This is a genomic window from Pseudomonas sp. RP-B7, from assembly GCF_059803535.1.
Genome location: NZ_JAPFHC010000001.1, coordinates 537,529 through 563,332 on the forward strand (window position 1 = coordinate 537,529; position 25,804 = coordinate 563,332).

19 protein-coding genes and 2 riboswitches are annotated in these 25,804 nt (G+C 60.9%); of the genes, 8 read left to right on the forward strand and 11 right to left on the reverse strand.

What is annotated here, in order from left to right; translation table 11 throughout:
- Positions 1-24: 24 nt before the first annotated feature.
- From OPU96_RS02340 to cobW, 6 genes are all read right to left on the reverse strand, one after another.
- On the reverse strand, positions 25-1,083 hold the full coding sequence (locus OPU96_RS02340; protein ID WP_498558581.1) for a hypothetical protein: 1,059 nt from the start codon (positions 1,081-1,083) through the stop codon (positions 25-27).
- Positions 1,076-3,112, reverse strand: coding sequence for a lipase family protein (locus tag OPU96_RS02345; RefSeq protein ID WP_498558582.1), 2,037 nt, complete (start codon positions 3,110-3,112; stop codon positions 1,076-1,078). Before OPU96_RS02345 ends, OPU96_RS02340 begins: the two co-directional genes overlap by 8 nt.
- Positions 3,113-3,339: 227 nt before the next feature.
- The gene (locus tag OPU96_RS02350; protein ID WP_226457234.1) at positions 3,340-3,942 is read right to left on the reverse strand and encodes a vWA domain-containing protein; all 603 of its coding nucleotides are present in this window, start codon (positions 3,940-3,942) and stop codon (positions 3,340-3,342) included.
- A 53-nt stretch (positions 3,943-3,995) separates the two neighbouring features.
- A complete protein-coding gene (locus OPU96_RS02355; protein ID WP_498558583.1) occupies positions 3,996-4,994 on the reverse strand; it encodes a magnesium chelatase ATPase subunit I in 999 nt (332 codons plus the stop codon).
- Positions 4,994-8,755: a cobaltochelatase subunit CobN gene (gene cobN, locus OPU96_RS02360; RefSeq protein WP_498558584.1), complete on the reverse strand. Its 3,762-nt coding sequence runs from the start codon at positions 8,753-8,755 to the stop codon at positions 4,994-4,996. The genes OPU96_RS02355 and cobN overlap by 1 nt, the downstream gene beginning before the upstream one ends.
- A 3-nt stretch (positions 8,756-8,758) precedes the next feature.
- A complete protein-coding gene (cobW, locus tag OPU96_RS02365) occupies positions 8,759-9,820 on the reverse strand; it encodes a cobalamin biosynthesis protein CobW (protein ID WP_305392550.1) in 1,062 nt (353 codons plus the stop codon).
- Positions 9,821-9,913: 93 nt separating this feature from the next.
- Positions 9,914-10,113, reverse strand: a riboswitch (cobalamin riboswitch).
- Between the two features lie 700 nt (positions 10,114-10,813).
- A riboswitch (cobalamin riboswitch) is annotated at positions 10,814-11,014 on the forward strand.
- A gap of 97 nt (positions 11,015-11,111) precedes the next feature.
- Between cobW and OPU96_RS02370 the strand changes: the two genes are divergently transcribed.
- The 4 genes from OPU96_RS02370 to cobM all read left to right on the forward strand — a co-directional run bounded on the left by OPU96_RS02370 (position 11,112) and on the right by cobM (position 13,216).
- On the forward strand, positions 11,112-11,300 hold the full coding sequence (locus OPU96_RS02370; protein WP_192299684.1) for a CbtB domain-containing protein: 189 nt from the start codon (positions 11,112-11,114) through the stop codon (positions 11,298-11,300).
- Positions 11,301-11,311: 11 nt separating this feature from the next.
- Positions 11,312-12,010 (forward strand): CbtA family protein, encoded by a 699-nt coding sequence (locus OPU96_RS02375; protein WP_498558585.1) that lies wholly within the window; start codon positions 11,312-11,314, stop codon positions 12,008-12,010.
- Positions 12,007-12,399, forward strand: coding sequence for a cobalamin biosynthesis protein (locus OPU96_RS02380; protein WP_498558586.1), 393 nt, complete (start codon positions 12,007-12,009; stop codon positions 12,397-12,399). Before OPU96_RS02375 ends, OPU96_RS02380 begins: the two co-directional genes overlap by 4 nt.
- A 70-nt stretch (positions 12,400-12,469) precedes the next feature.
- Complete coding sequence (gene cobM / locus OPU96_RS02385; RefSeq protein ID WP_226457229.1) at positions 12,470-13,216, forward strand: precorrin-4 C(11)-methyltransferase; 747 nt, start codon at positions 12,470-12,472, stop codon at positions 13,214-13,216.
- Between the two features lie 129 nt (positions 13,217-13,345).
- Here cobM and nfuA read toward each other — a convergent pair whose 3' ends face one another.
- From nfuA to OPU96_RS02400, 3 genes are all read right to left on the reverse strand, one after another.
- A complete protein-coding gene (gene nfuA, locus OPU96_RS02390) occupies positions 13,346-13,930 on the reverse strand; it encodes a Fe-S biogenesis protein NfuA (RefSeq protein ID WP_003190728.1) in 585 nt (194 codons plus the stop codon).
- 59 nt (positions 13,931-13,989) lie between these two features.
- On the reverse strand, positions 13,990-15,015 hold the full coding sequence (locus OPU96_RS02395; RefSeq protein WP_226457228.1) for an acyltransferase family protein: 1,026 nt from the start codon (positions 15,013-15,015) through the stop codon (positions 13,990-13,992).
- An 86-nt stretch (positions 15,016-15,101) separates the two neighbouring features.
- Positions 15,102-17,393: a fatty acid cis/trans isomerase gene (locus tag OPU96_RS02400; RefSeq protein WP_498558587.1), complete on the reverse strand. Its 2,292-nt coding sequence runs from the start codon at positions 17,391-17,393 to the stop codon at positions 15,102-15,104.
- Between the two features lie 167 nt (positions 17,394-17,560).
- Between OPU96_RS02400 and metH the strand changes: the two genes are divergently transcribed.
- Both metH and OPU96_RS02410 read left to right on the forward strand, forming a co-directional pair.
- Positions 17,561-21,271, forward strand: a complete 3,711-nt coding sequence (gene metH, locus OPU96_RS02405; RefSeq protein ID WP_463983968.1) for a methionine synthase — start codon at positions 17,561-17,563, stop codon at positions 21,269-21,271.
- A 216-nt stretch (positions 21,272-21,487) separates the two neighbouring features.
- The gene (locus OPU96_RS02410) at positions 21,488-21,706 is read left to right on the forward strand and encodes a DUF2970 domain-containing protein (protein ID WP_192299691.1); all 219 of its coding nucleotides are present in this window, start codon (positions 21,488-21,490) and stop codon (positions 21,704-21,706) included.
- Here OPU96_RS02410 and OPU96_RS02415 read toward each other — a convergent pair.
- Positions 21,703-22,770, reverse strand: a complete 1,068-nt coding sequence (locus OPU96_RS02415; protein ID WP_498558588.1) for an ABC transporter substrate-binding protein — start codon at positions 22,768-22,770, stop codon at positions 21,703-21,705. The two genes, OPU96_RS02410 and OPU96_RS02415, sit on opposite strands and share 4 nt — an antisense overlap.
- Before the next feature lie 423 nt (positions 22,771-23,193).
- Here OPU96_RS02415 and OPU96_RS02420 point away from each other — a divergent pair, with 423 nt between their 5' ends.
- Positions 23,194-24,852 (forward strand): nitrite/sulfite reductase, encoded by a 1,659-nt coding sequence (locus OPU96_RS02420; protein WP_192299693.1) that lies wholly within the window; start codon positions 23,194-23,196, stop codon positions 24,850-24,852.
- Complete coding sequence (locus tag OPU96_RS02425; RefSeq protein ID WP_192299694.1) at positions 24,836-25,330, forward strand: DUF934 domain-containing protein; 495 nt, start codon at positions 24,836-24,838, stop codon at positions 25,328-25,330. Before OPU96_RS02420 ends, OPU96_RS02425 begins: the two co-directional genes overlap by 17 nt.
- A 40-nt stretch (positions 25,331-25,370) precedes the next feature.
- Here the strand turns inward: OPU96_RS02425 and OPU96_RS02430 are convergent, their stop codons facing one another.
- Positions 25,371-25,775 (reverse strand): MerR family transcriptional regulator, encoded by a 405-nt coding sequence (locus OPU96_RS02430; protein WP_226457224.1) that lies wholly within the window; start codon positions 25,773-25,775, stop codon positions 25,371-25,373.
- Positions 25,776-25,804 lie beyond the last annotated feature (29 nt).

Sequence of the window (25,804 nt, forward strand, 5' to 3'; positions counted from 1 at the left end):
GCTTTGGCAGCTTCACCCAATTCATTAGGGAAACTCCACTTCGCGCAATGGGTGCATGCTTTCCGGGACCGGGTGGGTTAGCCCGTTGGCATCCGTCTTCCACTTGTTTATTCGGCCGTCCTTACCGACCAGCCGATAGTCATAGGTCGGCAACTTGTTGCCCCATTCGTCCACAATGAGGTACTGCCCGAAACCGGGTTTGTCCGGCACGGGAAGCCATTCGGGTAATAACTGCGGGCGGCGGTCCGGGCACTTGTGGTAAGTCCAGGGGGAAAGGCAATCGCCGGCGCGGCCGGTGCGCAGGCTTTGGAGTTTTAAGAAGTCGGGCTTCGTACGACCATCAGCTACGACACTGCCGTCGGGGTAGTTGAACTTAATAAAGTTCCCTTCTCTCTTTTCCTTTACTCCTTCTGAACTCACCACGAAGCCAGAGTGAACAGTTGGCTCGAAGTATACTTGCCGAGCCTGCAACGCCCGATAACTCAGATATATATGACCCTCACCCGCCAAATTTACGGTCTTACGGTTCCCGCTTAAAAAGCTTTCATGCACCCAAGGGTAATAATCTCGTCTAATCGTCAGATCTCCATCCACTTTGAAATCCGCGCCGCCCCGTGGAGAGTTGTTATAGTCAAACATCGCGATCACGCCCCCCCCTGCGCCATAAGTAACGCCCTCGCCATAACGCGTTGGATCGACAAACTCCACGCCGAATGTCACATTCGCCAGATGCCAGCGACACGCACCGCCCCCATCCTTTGGCAGTTCCACTTGGTAAAGGTCACTCTGGCCTTGGCGCTCAAATTCTTTGTAAATTGAGTGATGACCATCCTGCTCTATACGCTGGCCGCTGGCGCCCGAGCTGATGCGTTTACAAATGGCCGAGCGATACATGACCCACATAGTTTCGGTTTTAAGTTCCTTGGGCAGTTTCACCGTCACGGTTATCTTTTCACTATCAGCAGGCGGTGACAGGCTGTAGTCCTGACGGCAACCACCAACAGTGAAAAGAAGTGTGCACATGACCACGGCCAGTCGGAGGGCGCTGGTTGAGTTCTTAAGCGCATTGATTTGCTTAACCATAGGTTTTCTCGTAATAGGCCCGTGGATCGGCGATGGCATCAAAACGCTCTAGTGCTTCTTTGCCCCCATCGGCTTGTTTTGTGACACGCAGGGCTTTATCCACCAAACGCTGCAAGTCGAGAAACACACGGTTGCGAGCCAACTCATCCTCAGGAACACGCCCGTAGTAATCCTTGATCTGTTGTTCGAATTTGCGTCGTTGTATCTGGCGTTCCAGCAAGGGTTCGCGCGCTGGATTGATGGACTCCAGCAGTTGGTTGTGGATATAGGGTTGGTACTGCGACATGAAGTGGTCGCCAATCCGCAACACGCGGCCCACTGGGGTGTTGCTGTAGTGCGGAAAGTACCGGGCACGGTTTTCAGGACTCAGCGAAGCGTTGAAACGCCGCGTAGCCTCCTCGGCTTCTTGTTCATCGGTTTCACTGAGACTGGGCACCAAATACAGCTTGGCTTTCTCAGGTAATTCAGCTGTGATCGTGCCGCGAATGGGTGTGCCATCCGGCTTTCGATAGGCGGGGTATGACCCGAACTCTTGATAATGGTGTTGTTCAGCCTTGAAGAACATGGCGATCTTGCCGTGATGGCTGAACGCATTCTCGTGCTTGTACACCAGGCCATGAAGCGCTTTGCCTAATGAGCGTTGAAACCCAAATACGGTGCCAAATGGGCCGTATCGGTCATACAGGTCGTTGTCCAGCGCAGCCTCGGGGGGCACGCGTGGGATCAAATCAGTGTCGTTGACATGACGGAAGTGCCAAAGGTCGCCCAGGTATTGCACGGCGAGCAGGGTGAAGGTGCGGGGCATGCCGTAGGTGTAAAGCAGCGGGTTGTGGTTTAGCAGCGAGGCCGCGTGGATTAGGCCCAGAGCACCACCGAGGCTGTGACCACAAATGAATAGCTTTCTGTCGACCGCCTTTTCTGGAATCACCTTGCCAAGGTCATTTGCATAAATTCTTCGCGCAACTTCAAAGGCATCACGAAAACCAAGGTGCACACTGCCCAGCGAGGTAAGGTCCAGGCAAGGAACCTTGGGCTCACAAAGCGCCGTAATCTCAGGCTTTACAGGACGAAAGGTCACATCAGTGATCAGGTCAGCGAGCCCCTCCATTTCAGTACCGCGCCAAGCCACTAATACCTGGGATGCACTAATCGCGTAAAACAGCTGAGTATGGCCTTCCGGCGGATCAGCCTTATCCGTATCCAGAGATTTGACCGCTGTGTAACGATCACTGAAAGGCACATCTACCACAACACAAGGCCACGCCTGACCACTATCCCAAACACGCGGAGTCCGCGATAAATCCAGACATTGCCGTTCGAAAAGCTCTTTGACGGAACCCAGATCACCCTCGCCCCGGTTGCTATACGCCAAAATACTCATCAACCCCAGGTTGTAAGCATTCACCAGGCTGTACTCCTCCTGATGATGCAAAACCAGCGACCACGCGCGAAACGGGCAGACTTCCAGTACATGCCGACGGTCCAGGTGATCGCCGCTCACAGTAAAACCACCGAACGTCTCATCAGGAAAGTGAAACGCAGGAAGCTCACTCGGATCAGCCAACGGTGGTTGAAAGGTGGGCCGCCGATCGCATAACTGCCCGATCCGTAAATAGTGGTAGTCGTGACCTTTCGCAAGCGCCTCCTCCTCAATCGGCGAAAACCCCGGAAGTTGCGGCCCATACAACGGCGTACGGTCGCCTATTCCCGGGCGGGGTGGCTCTGCACGTACAGCACGTAGGCGCCGGGTTTGCAGTTGCTCGGCCAGCAGGTCTGCTCCCACCCACAACGTAATGGGCAGGGGATGCAGACCCTCGAGACGAATCACACCCTCAGCATCGGTATACCCCGCGAACTCAGGCACATAGCCCCCACGCGAAGCCTCGTTCGCCGCACGATAAGGCAGACTCGCCAAAGGTTGGCCTAGTTCGTCAACCAACTGGAACTCGACCCAATGCTGGATCTGCTTGCCGCCAATAAAGTCCTTGAAGGGATTGAGCGTATCCGTGTAATGCAGTGAGTCGTTCATACCAGCCCTTGATCGAGAGTGGTACGCGCGGGGGCAGTCGAGTGGCGAGTTGAACGGAGCGTCTTGCCTGCCAAGACCTGACAATAACAAACACCCTGTATTACGCAGGAATTCATCCCTTTACCCCTGAACGCGTGAAGGCCCACAGAGTAAAGAGTTGCTATCAACGATGAATGTCGGAAGATTCGACTTTACAAGAGCGACCCTTCCCGATCTCCCTTCAAGACCTACAAACCATCGATATGCCGGTAATCAATTTTCAGCCCCGCAGCCAGCGCTTGCGCCCGACCCAACCTGATCGGCCCGCGCTCGATATCCACCAGCAACCCAGGGCACTCCAACAGCGGCAACCCGTCGATAGCCTTGAGTCGCCCATCAGTAATCAGCAACAAGCGCTGTTGCTCAGCCGGATAGCGTTTACGCCGCGCCGCCAACCAATGTCCGGCCTCGGTCAGTGCGGCGAGCAGCGGCGTGCCTCCGCCAGCGCCGAGTTGGGCCAGCCAGCCCGCCAAGCCTTTGGCGGCCTTCAGACCCTGCACTTGCCACGTGGGCGCGTGCCCACTGGCCGTCAGCAATGCCATGCGCGCACGTTGGCGATAGGCGTCGTCAAACAACTGGGCCAGTAAGCCCTTGGCGTCGGTCAATGCTTGATGGCGGCGGGTGGAGGCCGAGGCATCGACGATCACCAGCCACAGCTCATGGGCCGAGCGGCTGCGCAGGTGAAACAGCAAGTCCTCCCGTGATTGCGGGCGGCCGCCGAGCAGGGTGCCCGGCCAGTTGATCGAGCCGTACTGCGCGCTACGCGCCTTGCCGTGCCGGCCTTTGTCCACGCGTCCTGCCTTGGGTCGGGCATCCGCCCCCGCGTCAGGTCGAGGGCGAATGCCTACGGCTTTTTTGGCCAGGTGGGGACTTCCCGCCGGGCGCCCATGGGTAAGGCGGCGGCGGGCATGTCGCCCCATTGGCCTTGGCCGGGAGAGGTGTCAGAGGACTTGGGGGATTGCCCTTGATTCGGCGGGCTGGCCGGCGGAGATTGCTCTTGGCGGCGATGGCGCAAGGCAAAGTCGGCGACGGCCTCGATGTCCTCTTCGCCAATGGCGCTGGCACCACGCCAGGCCGCATGGGCCCTGGCGCCGCGCAGCCAGACCAGGTCCGCGCGCAAGCCGTCGACGCCGGCGGCGAAACAACGCTCGGTGATCTGCGCCAAGGTCTGGTCATCCAGCGCAATAGCCTCAAGCCGCGCTCGCGCCTCGGTGCAGCGCCTCTGCAGAGCGGCTTGCTGCTCGGCCCACTGCGCGCAGAACGCCGCGGGGTCAGTGTCAAAATCCAAGCGCCGACGGATGATCTGCCCGCGTTCCGTGGGCAAGGTCTGCCCGCTCAGCGCCACGTTAAAGCCGAAGCGATCAAGCAGTTGCGGGCGCAGTTCGCCCTCCTCCGGGTTCATCGTGCCGATCAGTACGAAACGCGCCGAATGGCGATGGGAAATGCCGTCACGCTCGATCAGATTGGTGCCGCTGGCAGCCACGTCCAGTAACAGATCCACCAGATGGTCGGGCAGCAGATTGACTTCATCGACATACAGCACGCCGCCATCAGCCTTGGCCAACACCCCCGGCGAAAACTGCGCCCGCCCCTCACCCAATGCCGCGTCCAGATCCAACGTGCCAACAAGACGCTCTTCCGTCGCGCCCAGCGGCAAGGTGACAAACTGGCCACTGACCAGCAGGTCCGCCAAGCCCCGCGCCAGGGTGGACTTGGCCATACCACGCGGGCCTTCGATCAGCACACCGCCGATCTTCGGGTCGATGGCGGTGAGGCACAGCGCCAGTTTCAATGCGTCGGCGCCGACCACGGCGGACAGCGGGAAATGGGGGATATCAGTCATCAGCTGTCTTCTTCTATATCCAGCAACAGGTTTTCCAACGCCTCACGGTAAGCCCCCGGCTCCTGCCACATGCCGCGCTGCTGGGCTTCAAGCATGCGTTCGGCCATGTCACGCAGGGCGGCGGGGTTGTGTTGCTGCACAAAGGCGCGGGTGTCGGGGTCGAGCAAATAGGCGTCGGCAAGCAGCGCGTATTGGTGATCGTCGATCAGCGCGGTGGTGGCGTCGAAAGCGAACAGGTTGTCCACGGTCGCAGCCATTTCAAACGCACCTTTATAGCCGTGGCGTTTCACGCCTTCGATCCACTTGGGGTTGGCGGCGCGGGAGCGGATCACCCGGTTCAGCTCTTCCTTCAAGGTACGGATTTTCGGCAAGTCCGGCTGGCTGTGGTCGCCATGGTAACTGGCGGCCTTGTCGCCGCTCAGGGTTTCCACGGCAGCGAGCATGCCGCCCTGGAATTGGTAGTAGTCGTTGGAATCGAGCACGTCATGCTCGCGGTTGTCCTGGTTCTGCAATACCGCCTGTACCTGGCTCAGGCGCTGGGCAAACTGCCCACGGGCGGCGGTGCCCTCGTCGGAGCCGCCATACGCATAGCCGCCCCAGTTCAGGTAGACCTCGGCCAAGTCCTCGCGGCTTTGCCACAGGCGCCCGTCGATCGCACCCTGCACGCCCGCGCCATAGGCTCCGGGCTTGGCGCCGAAGATGCGCCAGCCGGCCTGTTTCGCCGCAGCTTCTGCGTCCAGGCCAGACGCCAGCAACGCCTCGCGCTCACTGCGCACCTTGGCCGCCAACGGGTTCAGATCGTCCGGCTCGTCCAACGCCGCCACCGCCTGCACCGCCGCATCGAACAGGCGGATCAGGTTGGCGAAGGCATCACGGAAGAACCCCGACACCCGCAGCGTGACGTCAACACGCGGGCGGTCCAGCAGGCTGATCGGCAGGATTTCAAAGTCATCCACCCGCTGGCTGCCCGTGGCCCAGACCGGGCGCACGCCCATCAAGGCCATGGCCTGGGCAATATCGTCGCCGCCGGTGCGCATGGTGGCCGTGCCCCATACCGACAAACCGAGCTGGCGCAGGTGATCGCCGTGATCCTGCAAGTGCCGCTCAAGGATCAGGTTGGCGGATTGAAAACCGATGCGCCAGGCCGTGGTGGTCGGCAGGTTGCGCACGTCCACCGTGAAAAAGTTACGCCCGGTGGGCAGTACATCCAGGCGCCCGCGACTCGGCGCACCGCTCGGCCCCGCCGGCACGAACCGACCGCTCAAGGCATCCAGCAGGCCGCGCATTTCCGCCGGACCACAGGCATCCAGGCGCGGCGCAACGACGATGCGCAGGCTTTCAATGACGGCCTTCACGCCTTCCCAGCCAGGCTCCTCCAGTTGCTCAAGCGGGCCTTCCAGAGCCTGTTCGATCAAGCGCGCCGCATAGAGCTCCAGGCGCTCGCGGGTATCGCCGGCGGTACGCCACAACTGCGGGTCGATCTTCTGCAACACCAGGGGACGGCGACCAGTCCAAGGTTCGGCGAGTGCACAATCCAACGGATCGAAGCCCAACTCGAAGGCCTTGGCCAATACCCGCAGCAAACTCGACTGCGCACCGCGCCCATCACCACGGGGGATACGCAGCAGCGCGAGCAAAGTGTCGATGCGCAAACGGCCGTCAGGCGACTCGCCAAAAATGTGCAGGCCGTCGCGGATCTGTGACTCCTTCAAGTCACACAGATAAGTGTCGAGGCGCGGGAGCCAGATGGCGGCGTCAGCTGCTTTATCCAGTTCAAGCTCTTGGTCGATGCGGGTTTCGCGCACCAACTTGAGGATGTCCTTTTGCAGCTCGAGGGCGCGGCGAGGATCGAGCAGTTGCGCTTCGTAATACTCGTCCGCCAGCAGTTCCAGGTCGCGCAATGGGCCGTAGGTTTCGGCACGGGTCAGCGGCGGCATCAGGTGGTCGATGATCACCGCCTGGGTGCGGCGTTTGGCCTGGGCACCCTCGCCCGGATCGTTGACGATAAACGGGTAGATATTCGGCAACGGCCCCAGCAGCGCATCGGGCCAGCAGTTTTCCGACAGGCCAACGCCCTTGCCCGGCAGCCATTCCAGGTTGCCGTGCTTGCCCACATGGATCACGCCGTGGGCGCCATAGGTGTGACGCAGCCAGAAGTAGAACGCCAGGTAGCCATGAGGCGGCACCAGATCGGGATCGTGGTACACCGCGCTGGCGTCCACCTGATAACCCCGCGCAGGCTGGATGCCGACGAAAGTCAGGCCCAGGCGCAGGCCGGCGATCATCATGCGGCCGTCGCGGAACATCGGATCGTTATGGGGCGCGCCCCAACGCTCAATAACCGCCTGGCGATTGGCTTCGGGCAGGCGTTTGAACATCACCTCATAGTCGTCCAGGCCCAGGCTTTGGTGACAGGGACGCAGATCAATACTGTCGAGGTCGTTGGTGACGCCACCGAGCAGGTCATGGATCAGGGCCGTTCCACTCGGGGGCAATTCGGCGGGCAGCGGATACCCTTCGGCTTGCAGGGCACGCAGGATGTTCAGCGCCGCCGCCGGTGTGTCCAGGCCCACGCCGTTGCCGATACGGCCGTCGCGGGTCGGGTAGTTGGCGAGGATCAGCGCGATGCGTTTCTGCGCATTCGGTACCCGTGCCAATTCGACCCAACGGCGCGCCAGTTCGGCAACAAAATCCATGCGCTCGGGCGCGGCGCGGTAACACACCACATCCGACTGGCTGCGCTCACTGCGCCAGGCCAGATCCTTGAAGCTGATCGGCCGGCTGATGATGCGCCCGTCCAGCTCCGGCAAGGCAATGTGCATCGCCAAGTCGCGCGGGCCCAGGCCCTGTTCACTGGCCTGCCAGCCCGGCTCGTTGTCTTGGGCGCAAATCGCCTGGATCACCGGGATATTGCGGCGAAACGGGCGCAAATGCGGCGCTTCCGGACTGGATTGGGCAAACCCGGTGGTGTTCAGGATCAGCCCCGCGCCGACCTCATCGAGCAGGTCCTCGACAACCGTCAGGCAGCCGGGCTCTTTCAAACTGGCCACCGCTATCGGCAACGGGTTCAGGCCCGCAGCCTGCAAGCGTTGGCAAAACACATCGATAAAACCGGTATTGGCAGCCTGCAAGTGAGAGCGGTAGAACAGCACCGCGGCCACCGGAAACTCGGCCTGCCAATCCACCTGCCAGTCATTCAAACGGGGGTTGGCTTTGTGCGGGTGATAAATCGCCGTGCGCGGCAGGGTTTGCGGCTCGGCCCAGGCATAGTCGCGCCCCAGGTAAGCGCTGGCCAGGCAGCGATAGAAATCCAGCGCATTGCCCAAGCCACCCTGGCGCAGGAAGTGCCACAGGCGATCACGTTCTTGTGCGCCAACGGTGCTCAAACCGCTGAGTTCCGGGTCGGGGCGATCGTCGCCCGGCACCAGGATCAGTTGTACACCGCGTTCGGCCAGCTCCACCAGACGCTCGATACCGTAACGCCAATAGCCGATGCCACCATGCAGCGAGATCAGGATGACCTTGGCGTGGCGCAACACCTCGTCGACATACAGGTCGACCGAGGCGTGGTTCTGCACCTGCATGGGGTTGGCCAGGCGCAGGCTCGGGTAATCGTCGGGCAACTGCTGGGCCGCTTCGGCCAGCAGCGCCAGGCTGGAGTCGCCGCTGCACAGGATCACCAGTTCAGCGGGGGTTTGGCCAAGGTCGGCAATATTGTCGTCCGAGACGAAACCACCGGGCTGGGTCCTGAGCAGGTGCATGGGTTAAACGCTGAGCGCAGCGCGCAGTTGCGCTTCGAGACCCGCCGCATCGAGGTCCTGACCGATCAGTACCAGACGTGTGATGCGTGCTTCGTCGGCAGCCCAGGCGCGATCGAAGTGCTTATCGAAACGCGTGCCTACGCCCTGGATCAGCAGGCGCATCGGCTTGTTCGGGATCGCGGCGAAGCCTTTGACGCGCAGGATGCCGTGTTGCACCACCAACTGGGTCAGGGCGTCGAGCAAAAGCGCCTCGTCGGCTTGCGGCAGGTCGATGGAAATCGAGTCGAAGGCGTCGTGGTCGTGGTCGTCTTCACCTTCGTGGTGATGATCGTGATGGCTGTGGCGAGCGTCGATATGCTCTTCGGCGCCGGCGCCCAGGCCAATCAGCACGTCCAGCGGCAGACGGCCGCTGCTGGCTTCGATGATCTTCACGGCTGGCGGCAGTTCTTCGGCGACTTCCAGGCGCACACGGGCCAGGTCTTCCGGGCTGATCAGGTCGGATTTGTTGAGGATCACCAAGTCGGCGCTGGCCAGTTGGTCGGCGAACAACTCGTGCAGCGGCGATTCGTGGTCCAGGTTCGGGTCGAGTTTGCGCTGGGCGTCGACTTGGTCCGGGAATGCGGCGAAGGTGCCGGCGGCCACGGCTGGGCTATCGACCACGGTGATCACCGCGTCAACCGTGCAGGCGCTACGGATTTCCGGCCATTGGAAGGCTTGTACCAGGGGTTTTGGCAGAGCCAGGCCGGAGGTTTCAATGAGGATATGGTCGAGGTCGCCGCGCCGGGCAACCAGCTCGCGCATCACCGGGAAGAACTCTTCCTGCACGGTGCAGCACAGGCAGCCGTTGGCCAGCTCGTAGACACGGCCGTTGGCTTCTTCTTCGGTGCAACCGATGGAGCACTGCTTGAGGATTTCACCGTCAATGCCCAACTCGCCGAATTCGTTGACGATCACGGCGATGCGACGGCCCTGGGCGTTGTCGAGCATATGGCGCAGCAAGGTGGTTTTGCCCGAGCCAAGAAAGCCGGTAACGATGGTGACGGGGAGTTTGGCCAGTGTTTTCATCGGATGCCCTTGGGGGCGGGCATACGGGACGATAGGCCCTGCGACAGTGCGCAGCAGCGGATTTCGTCACCGGATCACCCCGCCCGGTTGAATTGAAAAATCGATTGCGAGGCAGGTCTCCTGGCTTGGGGCTTGCAGGTCTTGCGACCGGCGCTGGCTGCGCCTTCCCGCCTTGTCGGCAGTGGCGTGGCAGTCAACTGGACCCTTTACAGTTGCGGGGGCAGCCGCGGCTTGGACCGCGTTCCCTTCTTAGCTTCGGCCTGGGCCGAAGAACCTCGAGGGTGCAAGGCTACGCAGTGCTTGGGGGATGGTCAATGATGGGGTTGGGTTCGTGTACATATCCGTTATTTAGGTAACGGCGACTCCTTACGGCAGCTCACTTTAGGAAAGAGCCCAAAAGTAACCAAAGGGCTCTTGCCCCAACACTCGGCACCTCACCCAGGCTCGGTGCGCCCTTAATCCGACATGGATTTGGGCGGCCTGACAGCCGGCCTGATCGAGAAAGCGGGCGGGTTCCCCTGTGGGAGCTGGCTTGCCTGCGATGGCATCAACTGGGTGCGTCTGATGTACCGAGTCGCCTGCATCGCAGGCTAGCCAGATCCCACAGTCGAGGGTGAACACCATAAAAAATACCGGTCGGCTCTAAGGCCGCCGCGCTCTGGCTTTTGATCTCACTTGCCCCGTTAAACACGCTGGCCGAACGCAGGCTTGAATCCGTGGGCAACCCGGCAGGACGCCGGGTTAGCCGTCCTGGGCCAGGGATGGCCCATGACGGCGGCCCACGGATTCAAGCCGGAGTGAGGGCACACCGAGCCTAGGCGAGGTGCCGAGTGTTGGGGCAAGAGCCCTTTGGTTACTTTGGGGCTTTTCCAAAGTGACCCGCTGTAAGAGCGGAACCATAAGCGGCCGTTACCGAAGAAACGGATATGTACACCACCACCACCACCACCAAAAACCACATCCCAATTGACTCCCCTCCCACCCCCATGCTCTCCTACACATCTTGTTTCGGGTGCCCTGCAAAGGGTGAAACGGGAAACCGGTGACTCATGTACGCATGACAGTCCGGTGCTGCCCCCGCAACGGTAAGCGAGCGAAACGTCATATCCACTGTGCCCAAGGCATGGGAAGGCGACGTTTTCAGGCATTGAGCCCCTCGCAAGCCCGGAGACCGGCCCGAAAAAATCAGATAACAAACCCGCGGTGGGCGGGCGCTGTTCAGAACCCTGCGTGCCTGGCTCGCGGGGTTTTCATGCGCTCGTTTCACCCAGACACCTGAAAGGGACGCGCCATGTCGATCATCAGCAGCACCTCGCACTCCGCCAGCCGCACCTCTACCCTGAGCCAACGCCTGACCGCCGCCATCGGTGCGTCGATCCTCGGCGCGTGCCTGGTGTATTTCGCCGGTTTCTCGCATATCGAGGCGGTGCACAACGCTGCCCACGATACCCGCCACAGCGCCGCGTTCCCGTGCCATTGAGACCTGCCGACATGATCAAGCGTATTGCGCAAACCGCAGGGTTCACCGGACTTTTGGCCGCCCTGCTGCTGACCCTGCTGCAAAGTTTCTGGGTCGCCCCGCTGATTTTGCAGGCGGAAACCTTTGAAAAAGCCCCTGCCGAGGTGATGCACGAGCATACCGCCGGCACCGCTGCCCATACCCACGACGCCGAAGCCTGGGAGCCGGAAGACGGCTGGCAGCGCGTGCTCTCTACCACAGGTGGCAACCTGGTAGTGGCGGTCGGTTTCGCACTGATGCTCGCCGGCCTGTACACCCTGCGCGCGCCAACCCGCACCGCCCAAGGGCTGCTGTGGGGGCTGGCTGGTTACGCGACCTTCGTACTGGCACCGACCCTGGGGTTGCCGCCTGAGCTACCGGGCACGGCTGCCGCCGACCTCGCACTGCGCCAGACGTGGTGGATCGGTACCGCAGCGTCCACCGCCGCCGGTATCGCGCTGATCGTATTCGGTCGCAACTGGCTGCTCAAAGCACTGGGGGCGGCAATCCTGGTGGTTCCCCACGTGATTGGCGCACCGCAACCGGAAGTGCATTCGATGCTGGCACCAGAAGCGCTGGAAGCGCAGTTCAAGATCGCATCGCAGTTGACCAACGTGGCGTTCTGGCTGGCTCTGGGCCTGATCAGCGCCTGGCTGTTCCGCCGCAACCGTGACGATCAATACTCGGCATGACCCTGGTGGTCGGCCTGGGCTGCCAGCGGGGTTGTGATGTTCACACCCTGCTGAGCCTGTTCGACGCCGCCCTCGCCGAGGGTGGTATCGAGCGCCGGCACGTTACGGCCTTGGCGAGTATTGATCGCAAACGTGATGAACCCGGATTACTCGCCCTGGCCGCGCTGTTGAACCTGCCACTGCACTGCTTCAGCGCGGCCGGGCTAGGGGTTTATGCCGACCGCCTGAGCCACAGATCCGCTGTCGCTTTCGCCCATACCGGCTGTTACGGCATCGCCGAAAGCGCCGCCCTGGCACTGGCCGAGCACCTCACTGGCGCCCCTGCGCGCCTGCTGATCACCCGCAAAAAAACCTCCCAGGCCACCTTTGCGTTGGCTTGCGCCGACTAAAATCCCGATAATCGCCCTTCCCGATCATGAGCAATCTTCATGCTCGCCCGCTTTTCAACAGGAATTCCCCATGACCGTCTACTTCATCGGCGCAGGCCCCGGCGACCCGGAATTGATCACCGTAAAAGGCCAGCGGCTGATCCGCAGTTGCCCGGTGATCATCTACGCCGGCTCCCTGGTGCCAGCGGCGGTTTTGGAAGGTCACCAGGCAGGAATCGTCGTCAACAGCGCTGAGTTGCATCTGGAACAGATCATCGAACTGATCAAAACCGCCCACGCCAAAGGCCAGGATGTGGCACGCGTGCACTCCGGCGATCCGAGCCTGTATGGCGCGATTGGCGAGCAGATCCGCTGTTTGCGCGAGCTGGGCATCCCTTTCCAGATCATCCCTGGCGTCACCGCCGTGGCCGCCTGCGCGGCGCTACTGGAGACCGAACTGACGCTTCCGGACATCGCCCAGAGCGTCATCCTGACCCGTTATGCGGATAAGACCAGCATGCCCCCCGGCGAGGACTTCGACAGCCTTGCGCGGCACGGCACGACCATGGCGATTCACCTGGGGGTCAACCATCTGGAGAAAATCGTCGCTGAACTGCTGCCGCACTATGGCGCTGATTGCCCGATTGCGGTGGTGCACCGGGCGACGTGGCCGGATCAGGATTGGGCGGTCGGGACCTTGAGTAACATTGCCGAGAAGGTCGCAGCCAAGGGGTTTCGGCGTACCGCACTGATTGTGGTGGGCCGGGTGTTGGCCAGTGACAGTTTCAGCGAGTCGTCGCTGTACCGGGCAGGCCACGCACACCTTTACCGCCCTTGACGGAATACGGGCAAGCCCACTCCCACACCTAAACCAATTTGTTAGAAAAACAGCGTAAGGCGTTGAAAATAATGCATAAAAAAACGGCGCTCACGGGGCGCCGTTTTTTCTTCGCAGTGAACACCTGACTCAGTAGTAGGCGTTTTCTTTCTGCGTGTGGTCGGTCACGTCACGTACACCTTTAAGCTCTGGAATACGCTCCAGCAGGGTGCGCTCGATACCTTCGCGCAGGGTCACGTCCGCCTGGCCGCAGCCCTGGCAACCACCACCGAACTTGAGCACCGCGATGCCGTCGTCCACGACATCGATCAGGCTGACCTGGCCGCCGTGGCTGGCCAGCCCCGGGTTGATCTCGGTCTGCAGGTAGTAGTTGATACGCTCGTTCACCGGGCTGTCAGCGTTGACATTTGGCACCTTGGCGTTGGGCGCTTTGATGGTCAATTGGCCGCCCATGCGATCGGTGGCGTAGTCGACTACGGCGTCGTCGAGGAAGGCTTCGCTGAAGGCGTCGATATACGCGGTAAAGCTTTTCAGCCCCAGCGCGGTGTCTTCAGGCTTCTCTTCACCTGGCTTGCAGTAGGCAATGCACGTCTCGGCGTACTGGGTGCCAGGCTGGGTGATAAAGACGCGGATACCGATACCTGGGGTGTTCTGCTTGGACAGCAGGTCAGCCAGGTAATCGTGGGCGGCGTCGGTAATGGTTATGGCAGTCATGGAAACTCCTCACAGGCTTGCCGGCAGTTTACGCCAAAATATTACGCAGGTACAAAGTCCTAGTATTTTTGTCGGGAAAGGATGGGCGGCTGATCAATGCCCAACCACTGCTTGAGCCTGCTGTACGCCGCTTTTTCCAGCCAGTGGTAGCTGCCAAATGAGGCGAACGCCGTCACCAGGATGCAAACGGGCAGCATCACGTAGGGATCAACGCCCGTGCGCTCGGCAAACCATCGCCCGGCGCACAGCACCATGGTGTGGAGCAAATACACCGAGTAGGAGCAATCTCCGAGCATCTTCAGGACACGCGAATGACGAAAAAAAGGCTCCAGCGTGACAAAGCAGATGACCAATATCGCGCTGGGCACCCCCCACTCCAGCGCGCGCGGAACGTCCGCGCCGTGATAAATCGCGGCCAAGGCCGCCACGATACCCAGCAACGGCAACCACGCCGGGGCTCGGCACAGGCCACGGTGATACAGCATGCCGATGACGATGCCCATCAGGAATTCGAGGACAATGTCGTTGCGGTAAAAACCGCCAAACAGGTCAAAGGCGGGGCTGACTCCGCCACACACCAGGTACAGCAGTGTGGCGACTATCCACAACCGGTAGGCCCTGCGAAACCACAAGGTCAGGGCGAACAGCCCATAAAACAGCATCTCGAAGTTAAGGGTCCAGCCGACATCCACTAGCGGATAACGCCCAAAGCCGCCGGGGTGTTCAGCCGGAATAAACAGCAGCGACTGCAGCACATGGCTGGGCACCACATACGTTTCTGGAAACATCGAAGGCACCGTCATGACCAGTAACGCCATGAGCAGCGTATAGAACCAATACGCGGGAGCGATCCTGGCCACGCGCATGAGCATGAAACGCCCTGGTGTCAGCGCCTTGTCGGCTGTTGCGAGAAAAATCACCAGGCCACTGATGACAAAGAACACGTCCACGCCGATGGCACCTTTATCGGCGAACAAATAGGCCAGCGGGGTATCGACCTCAAAGTTGAAAAACACCTGGATGAAGTGATGCCCCACCACAACCCAAGCCGCCAAGGCGCGTAGTGCCTGCACTGAAACCAGCATCTTCGGGGTACCTTTTCCATTGCTGCATGGTAGATATCCGACTGCTTCAGCACCCGCCTAGAGGGATGAGCGGATCACTGACACCTTTATAGGTTTTCATAGCGATTCATGTCCAGCACGCCCTCTTCCACCGGCGTGGTTTCGCGGATGTACTGCGATAAATCGTGGAAGTACTGCCAGAACAATGGATGACTGCGACGCACACCCCAACGATCGACGATTTTTTCAAAGCGATCGGCATCCTTGGCCCGCTCCATTTCGGCGACGAACTCAGGCACATCCTGCGCCGGAATATTGAACATGAAGTTCGGGTAGCTGCTCAGCACGCCGGGATAGATGGTCACGGTGTCCAGGCCCGGCTGGTAGCGATAGGCCTCACCCAGCAGGAACGCCACGTTACTGTGGGCACGGTTGCGCAGCATGCTGTAGAACACGCGCTTGCCATTGCTGGTTTCGATGCGCAGCATCGTCGCTTCCGGCAATTGGTCGATCACCTTGAGCCCCGCCGCCGGGCGTGAGGTCAATCGGCTGAGGGCCTGCTCGGCATCCTGTAGTGCCGGATTGATGCCGTCACGCGAGCAGTAGGCGCCGTTGCAGCGGTTGATCGGGTCCGGGCTGGCGTTGAGGTCGCCGTAGCGGCTGAGCAATTGGTTGGCGAAGTCGCGTTTCGGGTCTTTGGCGTCCAGGTGCAAGCCGCTCGGCTTGTCGTCGTCAATAGCTTCGTAGTCCAGCCACAACTTGAGTTTGCCGCTGTTCTGATACCAGTCATCGAGGAAATCGTCGCGGGAGTTCGCCGGCATCAACCGCAAGAAGTTCTGCTCGGCACCGTTGCGGATCAGGTCGAAATACAGGCGTGTCTGGGCTTGGTGCGAAACGTTGCCGAACACGTCGAAGTTCACCGCCAACTGGTAATAGGTGCGCTCCAGCAACGGATAGTCGAACAACCACATCGTTTGCGGCACTTCACCGATCAAGCCCTTGTTCACCGAGGCGCTGTCGAAGTGGCGGAAGATGCTCAGCAACGCATTGTCATTACCGGCCCACAGGCTCGACCAACTCGGCGGCGGCACATCGGCATAACTGTCACGGCGCAGGGCCTCGTATTCGTTGCGCTTGTCGCGGTAGGCCAGCCACAGGCTGAGCACACTGCCGACGTCGTCGTTCTGCCCCGGCATGGCCAGCAGTGGCGTGGCCTGGCCACGATAGCGCGCATCGGTGATGTACAGGTCGTGGTCAGGGTCCTGGAACAGGGTCCAGAAGTTGTCGCGGATGACGTCCGTGGCGATTTGTCCACGGCAGACCGGCCCGCGGATAAAGGTGCGCACGAAGTATTCGGCGTTATCCAGCATGAACTGGTAACGCGCCTTGGCCGGTATGGCCTCGAACGTTTCGAACGGATTGGCGCGACGGCCCGGCCCGTAACCCGGCAAGGCATTGACCTGCCAGTCGCCGGCGTAGAACAGCGCCTTGATCCGCGCCATTTTCTCGGCACTGAACGGGTACGTGATGTGGGTCTTATGCACGATTACCCCCTGCACCGGCCACAGGCGGTAATACACGCGGGTGCCCGGGTCATCATTCGGCCGGCGAGTGGCGATCAGGTCAATCGGCTGGCCACTGGGCGTGCGCGAACGCACCCACTGGAAGAAATGCCCCGGCTCGCCGTTCTCGAAATAGATATGAGCGAGGAACAAATGCTCGAACAACCAGCGCGCCACCAGGCTCTCACGGGCGCCTGGCTGGTTGAGCAGGTTCTCCCACTGCTGCACTTGCAGAGCTTCCTTGGCACTCGGCGCCAAGCCCTGCTCATCAATCGGCGCGCCGGACGCGAGCCAGCGCTGCAGGGTCTGGTATTGCTGATCGGTCAGGCCGGTGACAGCCAATGGCATGCCTTCCTTGGGATGGGCGCCGGCATAGGCATTGAACTCGCCGGGCATGGCGCACATGTTTTCGCGGTTGAGCCCCAGCACGATCTCTTCAGGCAATTTGGCATTGGGCTGCAGCGGCGCGTTGTGGCCCAGTTCGAGCATGCGCGCCATCAACGCGGCCTGGCTGCCCTGGGCGTCCAGCACCGAATGGAAGCCTTTCTGCTGCCAAGCGGCTTTGCCAAAGGCGTCATAGAACAATCGGGTGGTCGGGGTGGCCTGGCTGCGCTCGCCGTCATACACCGGCACTTTGCTCGCCCCACGCGCCGCACCCTCGGCGCTGCCCAGGTTGAGCTGGCAGGCCGAGTCGTAGCAGGCATGGCACGCCACACATTTCTCGGTGAAGATCGGCTGAACATCACGGGTATAGGAAATCGCCGGGGCGGGCCCTTGAGCCTGGGCGGTACTGGCGATCAAGGCCAGAACGGCGCTGACGATAAGACGAAGTGACATGTATCCGGTCCCGATTCAATGCGTGCGCTGAAAATTTGCCGGTGATTCTACCGGGCCACACCCCCTGCCAACATGAACGATATTCATGCAAAACCTGCACATGCTCCAAATCGGCACAGGTTTGCTATGATTCACGCCCTCCGTAATGCCTGACCTAGAGTAGTCCCATGTCCGATCGTAGCGTTCGTCTGCAAGCCCTTCATCAAGCCCTCAAGGAACGTATCCTGATCCTCGACGGCGGTATGGGCACGATGATCCAGAGCTACAAACTGGAAGAAGAAGACTACCGTGGCAAACGCTTCGCCGACTGGCCGAGCGACGTCAAGGGTAACAACGACCTATTGGTTCTCACCCGTCCGGACGTGATCGGCGGTATCGAAAAAGCCTACCTGGATGCCGGCGCCGACATCCTTGAGACCAATACCTTCAACGCCACGCGTATTTCCATGGCCGATTACGGCATGGAAGCACTGGCCTACGAGCTGAACGTAGAAGGCGCACGCCTGGCGAGAAAGATCGCCGACGCCAAGACCCTGGAAAACCCGGCCAAGCCGCGCTTCGTCGCCGGCGTGCTGGGCCCCACCAGCCGTACCTGCTCGTTGTCGCCGGACGTGAACAACCCCGGCTACCGCAACGTGACCTTTGATGAGCTGGTGGAAAACTACACCGAAGCCACCAAAGGCCTGATCGAGGGCGGCGCCGACCTGATCCTGATCGAAACCATCTTCGACACCCTCAACGCCAAAGCCGCGATCTTTGCCGTGCAAGGGGTGTACGAAGAACTGGGCCTCGAACTGCCGATCATGATTTCCGGCACTATCACCGACGCTTCCGGCCGCACCCTGTCGGGCCAGACCACCGAAGCGTTCTGGAACTCGGTGGCCCACGCCAAGCCGATCTCCGTGGGCCTCAACTGCGCCCTGGGCGCCAGTGAGCTGCGTCCGTACCTGGAAGAGTTGTCGAACAAAGCCAACACCCACGTCTCCGCGCACCCGAACGCCGGCCTGCCCAACGAGTTCGGCGAATACGACGAACTGCCGTCGCAAACCGCCAAGGTCATCGAAGAATTCGCCCAGAGTGGCTTCCTCAATATCGTCGGCGGCTGCTGCGGCACCACGCCAGGCCATATTGAGGCCATCGCCCAGGCCGTGGCCGGTTATGCGCCGCGCCCGATTCCGGACATCCCCAAGGCCTGCCGCCTGTCGGGCCTGGAACCGTTCACCATCGATCGCAGCTCGTTGTTCGTCAACGTCGGCGAACGCACGAACATCACGGGTTCGGCCAAGTTCGCCCGGCTGATCCGGGAAGACAACTACACCGAAGCCCTCGAAGTCGCCCTGCAGCAGGTAGAAGCCGGCGCCCAGGTGATCGACATCAACATGGACGAGGGCATGCTCGATTCGAAGAAGGCCATGGTGACCTTCCTCAATCTGATCGCCGGCGAGCCAGACATCTCCCGCGTGCCGATCATGATCGACTCCTCCAAGTGGGACGTGATCGAAGCCGGCCTGAAGTGCATCCAGGGCAAGGGCATCGTCAACTCCATCAGCATGAAGGAAGGCGTCGAGCAGTTCATCCACCACGCCAAGCTGTGCAAGCGCTACGGCGCCGCCGTGGTGGTGATGGCCTTCGATGAAGCCGGCCAGGCCGACACCGAAGCGCGCAAGAAGGAAATCTGCAAACGCTCCTACGACATCCTGGTGAATGAAGTCGGCTTCCCGCCGGAAGACATCATCTTCGACCCGAATATCTTTGCGGTCGCCACCGGTATCGAAGAACACAACAACTACGCCGTCGACTTCATCAACGCCTGCGCCTACATCCGCGATGAGCTGCCGTATGCGCTGACCTCCGGTGGCGTGTCCAACGTGTCGTTCTCGTTCCGTGGCAACAACCCGGTGCGCGAAGCGATCCACTCGGTGTTCCTGCTGCATGCGATTCGCAACGGCCTGACCATGGGTATCGTCAACGCCGGCCAGCTGGAGATCTACGACCAGATCCCGGCCGAGCTGCGTGACGCCGTGGAAGACGTGGTGCTCAACCGCACCCCGGACGGCACCGATGCCCTCCTCGCCATCGCCGACAAGTACAAGGGCGACGGCAGCGTAAAAGAAGCCGAGACCGAGGAGTGGCGCGGCTGGGAAGTCAACAAGCGCCTGGAGCATGCACTGGTCAAGGGCATCACCACCCACATCGTCGAAGACACCGAGGAGTCGCGCCTATCGTTCGCGCGCCCGATCGAAGTGATCGAAGGCCCGCTGATGTCCGGCATGAACATCGTCGGCGACCTGTTCGGCGCCGGTAAAATGTTCCTGCCGCAGGTGGTTAAATCCGCCCGCGTGATGAAACAGGCCGTGGCCCACTTGATCCCGTTCATCGAACTGGAAAAAGGCGACAAGCCGGAAGCCAAGGGCAAGATCCTGATGGCCACGGTGAAGGGCGACGTACATGACATCGGCAAGAACATCGTTGGCGTGGTGCTTGGTTGCAACGGCTACGACATTGTCGACCTGGGCGTGATGGTGCCGGCGGAGAAGATCCTGCAGGTGGCCAAGGAGCAGAAGTGCGACATCATCGGCCTGTCTGGCCTGATCACGCCGTCGCTGGATGAGATGGTGCACGTGGCCCGTGAGATGCAGCGCCAGGACTTCCACCTGCCGCTGATGATCGGTGGCGCGACCACCTCCAAGGCGCACACGGCGGTGAAGATCGAGCCCAAGTACAGCAACGACGCCGTGGTGTACGTCACCGACGCCTCGCGTGCGGTGGGTGTGGCCACGCAGTTGCTGTCCAAGGAGCTGAAGGCCGGTTTTGTCGAGCGCACCCGCGAAGAGTATGTGGAAGTGCGCGAACGCACCTCCAACCGCAGTGCCCGCACCGAACGCCTGAGCTACGCGGCGGCCATTGCCAAGAAGCCGCAGTTCGACTGGAGCAGCTACACCCCGGTGACGCCGACATTTACTGGCGCCAAGGTGCTGGACAACATCGACCTCAACGTTCTGGCCGAGTACATCGACTGGACGCCGTTCTTTATTTCCTGGGACCTGGCAGGCAAGTTCCCGCGCATCCTGACCGATGAAGTGGTAGGCGAAGCCGCTACCACGCTGTACGCCGACGCCCGGGAAATGCTCAAGAAGCTGATCGACGAAAAACTCATCAGCGCCCGCGCGGTGTTTGGTTTCTGGCCGGCCAACCAGGTCAAGGACGATGACCTGGAGGTCTACGGCGACGACGGCCAGCCGCTGGCGACCCTGCATCACCTGCGCCAGCAGATCATCAAGACCGACGGCAAGCCGAACTTCTCCCTGGCCGATTTCGTGGCGCCAAAAGACAGCGGCGTGACCGACTACGTGGGTGGTTTTATCACCACCGCCGGCATCGGCGCCGAAGAAGTCGCCAAGGCTTACCAAGACGCGGGCGACGACTACAACTCGATCATGGTCAAGGCTCTGGCCGACCGCCTGGCCGAAGCCTGCGCCGAGTGGCTGCACCAGCAAGTGCGCAAGGACTATTGGGGTTACGCCAAGGATGAGCAACTGGACAACGAAGCGCTGATCAAGGAACAGTACAGCGGCATCCGCCCTGCCCCGGGTTACCCGGCATGCCCGGATCACACCGAGAAAGGCACCTTGTTCCAATTGCTCGACCCAGAGGCACGTGAGATGGAGGCCGGCCGCAGCGGCGTGTTCCTCACCGAGCACTATGCGATGTTCCCGGCGGCGGCAGTCAGCGGCTGGTACTTCGCGCACCCGCAGGCGCAGTACTTTGCCGTGGGCAAGATCGACAAGGACCAAGTCACCAGCTACACCGCACGCAAAGGCCAGGACCTGGCCGTGACCGAGCGCTGGTTGGCGCCAAACCTGGGTTACGACAACTGATCTCCCGCCCAACTCCTGGGCACGCCCTTGTAGTGAGCGGGCTTGCCCGCGCTGGGTGGCGAAGCCGCCCCAAACCCAGGCAACTCGGTGTATCAGAAAGACCGAGGCGCCTGGATTTTGGGCGGCTTCGCCCCCCCAGCGCGGGGCAAGCCCGCTCACTACATTCGCAGGATCGTCGGCTATGCTGTCCCTCACACACCTTGTGTCGAGGGATGTATGGACGATCCAGTCAACAACAAGCCTCCAACCTTCTGGCAGATGCTGCACAGCGTCATGGCGGCGGCCTTTGGCGTGCAGAGTGGCAAGAACCGCGCCCGCGACTTTACCCACGGCAAGCCCAGTCACTTTGTGCTGCTGGGTATCCTGTTCACGGCGGTGTTTGCACTGACGCTGTTTGGCATCGTCAAACTGGTACTGCTACTGGCCGGGGTTTAATGCAGCAGCAGTTGCAGGCTGAACGGGTAGCGGTAGGACTCGGGCTTGCCCTTGGCCGACAGTGCGCGAAAATTCACCGCCGGCAACGGCCCCAACAGTTGCTGGGCCTGCACGCCATCGATCAACTGGAACAGCGCGGCCTGACGATCGCGCCCGCCGTGGGAGGCCAGATCCACGCCCTTGGCATCGTCACTGATCAAGACCAGCGCCCATCCGCCCAGGGTGAAATGCCCGGCCACCAACGTCGTCAAACGCCCGTCCAGGCGTGCCCGCAATATCTCGGGTGAACTGTTTACCGCGCTGAACAACACGTCCTTTCCCGGTACCCGCCCGCTGCCTTGCAGCGCCTGCATCGCGCCCAGCGCCATCTGATCGTTGGCCGACCACACCAGCGCCGTCTGCGGGTAGCGCTTGAACAACTGAGTGGCTTGCTCGAAAGCCCGCTCACGGTTCCACTCGCCATAAACCAACTGACGCAGGCGCACTTGCGGATACTGCGCCAATGCACGGCGCAAACCTTGTTCACGCAACTGTGCGGACGGCGTGTTCTTCGCGCCGGAAAAGGCCAGCAGGTCGAGGGTCTGGCCGGGGGCTATCGGCCCATGCTTGTGCACCAGATCGACGAGCATCATATGGCCCGCTTCTTCGTCGTTGGGCACCAGGCTGCCGATCCAGTGAGCGTCGTTGCGCTCATTGAGCATCTGCACTTGGTCGGGGGTTGGCGTGCTGTTCACGATCAACAGCTTGACCCCGCTGCCTTGGGCCATGCGCAGAATCTGTGGGGCTACATATTGCTCGTTCACCAGCATCAGATAATCGGGTCGTACGGGGCCTTGCAGCGTGTCCCTGGCCTGCGCCAGGGTGTTGCCGGAATCACGTTCGGCATAACGCACACGCAAATCCAGGCCGAGGTCCTTGGCCGCGGCCTGCATGAATTGCGTGTAGCTGACCCAGAAGGTTTCCGTCGACGTACCAGGGTTGAGAAACACCACGGACGTCGCATGGGCCGCTGCGCCATACGCAGCCCCCAGCAACCACATGCACGTAATCAGAACCTTCAGCATCGTTATCCAAGCCTTGAAGAGTGGCCGCCATGATAGTGGCAATTAACCGCTCAATCGAGGCTCAATCAACGTCGTTTATTGGTGGCTCACCCAGAATACAGCGGTGCCGACCACCAGGATTATCAGAAACAGAATGGCCCAGGCATCAACGGTACTGTCGGGCTTACGGGCTTTGGTTGGGTTGCTCATCGCATCGCCTCTTATCGGTTTTATTAGGTGACTGCATCAAGACTCGACCACAGTAAAGTTCAAGATTGCCCGCATGACAAATGTGGGTATAGCGATAACAGTTCTCATTAGTCGATTTGGTTATTTGCATATACTCAAACATCACTTTTGCGCATAAACGCAAACTGGTATCGTGCGGCGGCTCCGTTGGGAGTGCGCGGCCGTGCGCGCAGATTTGCCGAGAACAGGACCTATATGTACGTATACGACGAATACGATCAGCGCATCATCGAGGACCGCGTCAAGCAGTTCCGTGATCAGACCCGACGCTACCTAGCAGGTGAACTGAGCGAAGAAGAGTTCCGCCCTCTGCGCCTGCAAAATGGCCTTTATGTTCAGCGCTTTGCGCCGATGCTGCGGGTAGCCGTGCCTTATGGCCAACTGACCTCGCGTCAGGTGCGCATGATGGCCAAGATTGCCCGCGACTTCGACAAAGGCTACGCGCACATCAGTACGCGCCAGAACGTACAGTTCAACTGGCCGGCGCTGGAAGATGTGCCGGACATCCTGGCTGAACTGGCCACCGTGCAGATGCACGCCATTCAGACCAGCGGCAACTGCCTGCGCAACGTGACCACCGACCAATTCGCCGGCGTTGCCGCCGACGAGCTGATCGACCCGCGCCCCTGGTGTGAAATCGTCCGCCAGTGGACCACCTTCCACCCGGAATTCGCCTACCTGCCGCGTAAGTTCAAGATCGCCATCAATGGCTCGACCTCGGACCGTGCTGCCATCGAAGTACACGATATCGGCCTGGAGCCGGTGTACAACGCGGCTGGCGAGTTGGGCTTCCGTGTGCTGGTGGGTGGCGGCCTGGGCCGTACCCCGGTGGTCGGCGCGTTCATCAACGAGTTCCTGCCGTGGCAGGACCTGTTGAGCTACCTCGACGCCATCCTGCGGGTCTACAACCGCTACGGCCGTCGTGACAACAAGTACAAGGCCCGGATCAAGATCCTGGTAAAAGCGCTGACCCCTGAGGTGTTCGCCCAGAAAGTCGACGCTGAAATGGAACACCTGCGCGGCGGCCAGACCACTCTGACCGAAGCCGAAGTACATCGCGTCGCCAAGCACTTCGTCGACCCCGAGTACAAGGCCCTGACCAATCAGGACGCCGAACTCGCCGCCCTCGACGCAGAGCACCCGGGTTTCGCCCGCTGGCGTGGCCGCAATACCCTGGCGCACAAGAAGCCAGGCTACGTTGCCGTGACCCTGTCGCTCAAACCTACGGGTGTTGCGCCGGGTGACATCACCGACAAGCAACTGGACGCCGTCGCCGACCTGGCCGAGCGCTACAGCTTCGGCCAACTGCGCACCTCCCACGAGCAGAACATCATTCTCGCGGACGTTGAGCAGAGCCAACTGTTCACCCTGTGGGGCGAACTGCGCGAAGGTGGTTTTGCCACGCCGAACATCGGCCTGTTGACCGACATCATCTGCTGCCCGGGTGGCGACTTCTGCTCCCTGGCCAACGCCAAGTCGATCCCGATTGCCGAATCGATCCAGCGCCGTTTCGACGACCTGGACTACCTGTTCGACATCGGCGAGCTGGACCTGAACATCTCCGGCTGCATGAATGCCTGTGGCCACCACCACGTCGGCCACATCGGCATCCTGGGCGTGGACAAGAAAGGCGAAGAATTCTACCAAGTGTCCCTGGGTGGCAGCGCCAGCCGCGACGCGAGCCTGGGCAAGATCCTCGGCCCGTCCTTCGCCCAGGAAGCCATGCCCGAGGTGATCGGCAAGCTGATCGACGTGTACATCGAACAGCGCACCGAAGATGAGCGTTTCATCGACACCTACCAGCGCATCGGCATTGACCTGTTCAAGGAGCGCGTCTATGCAGCGAATCATTAAGAACAACGAAGTCCTCGACGAAACCTGGCACCTGCTGCCCAAGGACGCGAGCTTCGACGGCATCTCCAACTGCGACGACCTGATCGTGCCGCTGGCCCTGTGGCGCGAGCACGCTCATGCACTCAAGGCCCGCGACGGCGGCCTGGGTGTATGGTTGGACGCCGATGAAGAAGCTGAAGAAATCGGCGACGACGTGGAACACTTCCAGGTCATCGCCCTGAACTTCCCGGCCTTCACCGACGGGCGCAACTACTCCAACGCGCGCCTGCTGCGTGACCGCTATGGTTACAAAGGCGAGCTGCGTGCGATTGGCGACATCCTGCGCGATCAGTTGTTCTACCTGCACCGTTGCGGGTTCGATGCCTTCGCCTTGCGCGCCGACAAAGACCCGTACGAAGCGCTGGAAAGCCTCAAGGACTTCTCGGTGACGTACCAGGCTGCAACGGATGAACCGTTGCCACTGTTCCGTCGCCGCTGAGTTTCAGCGCATGATCAAGCCCTGGCCTGCCAGGGCTTTTTTATCCATTGAATTGGATCGACGCCAGCACCTGCTTCTGCCCCATGGAGCACGGCACGCCTTCCGGCTGCGCCCGAACCGCTTCGATCACACCCAATAACTGGGCCTTGCTGTGGGCCAGTTGCGCCTGCATCTGCTCAATCTGCGCCACCTTGCGCTCCAATGCCTCGATCAGCTCTTCACGCTTGTGTTCGCCCGGCGCCGGCATCAACGCCTTGAGTTCCTGCAAGGTGAAGCCCGCCTGTTGTGCGCTCTGGATCAGTTGCAAGGTCTGCAACGCCTCGGCCGAATAACGTCGATAGCCGTTGGACTGGCGCCCCACCTGACTGATCAGGCCTTGCGCTTCATAAAAGCGGATGCGTGACGCCGCCAACCCACTCTGCTTTGCCAGCTCGCCAATATTCATCACCATCACCTGCTTGACATTAAAGTTAA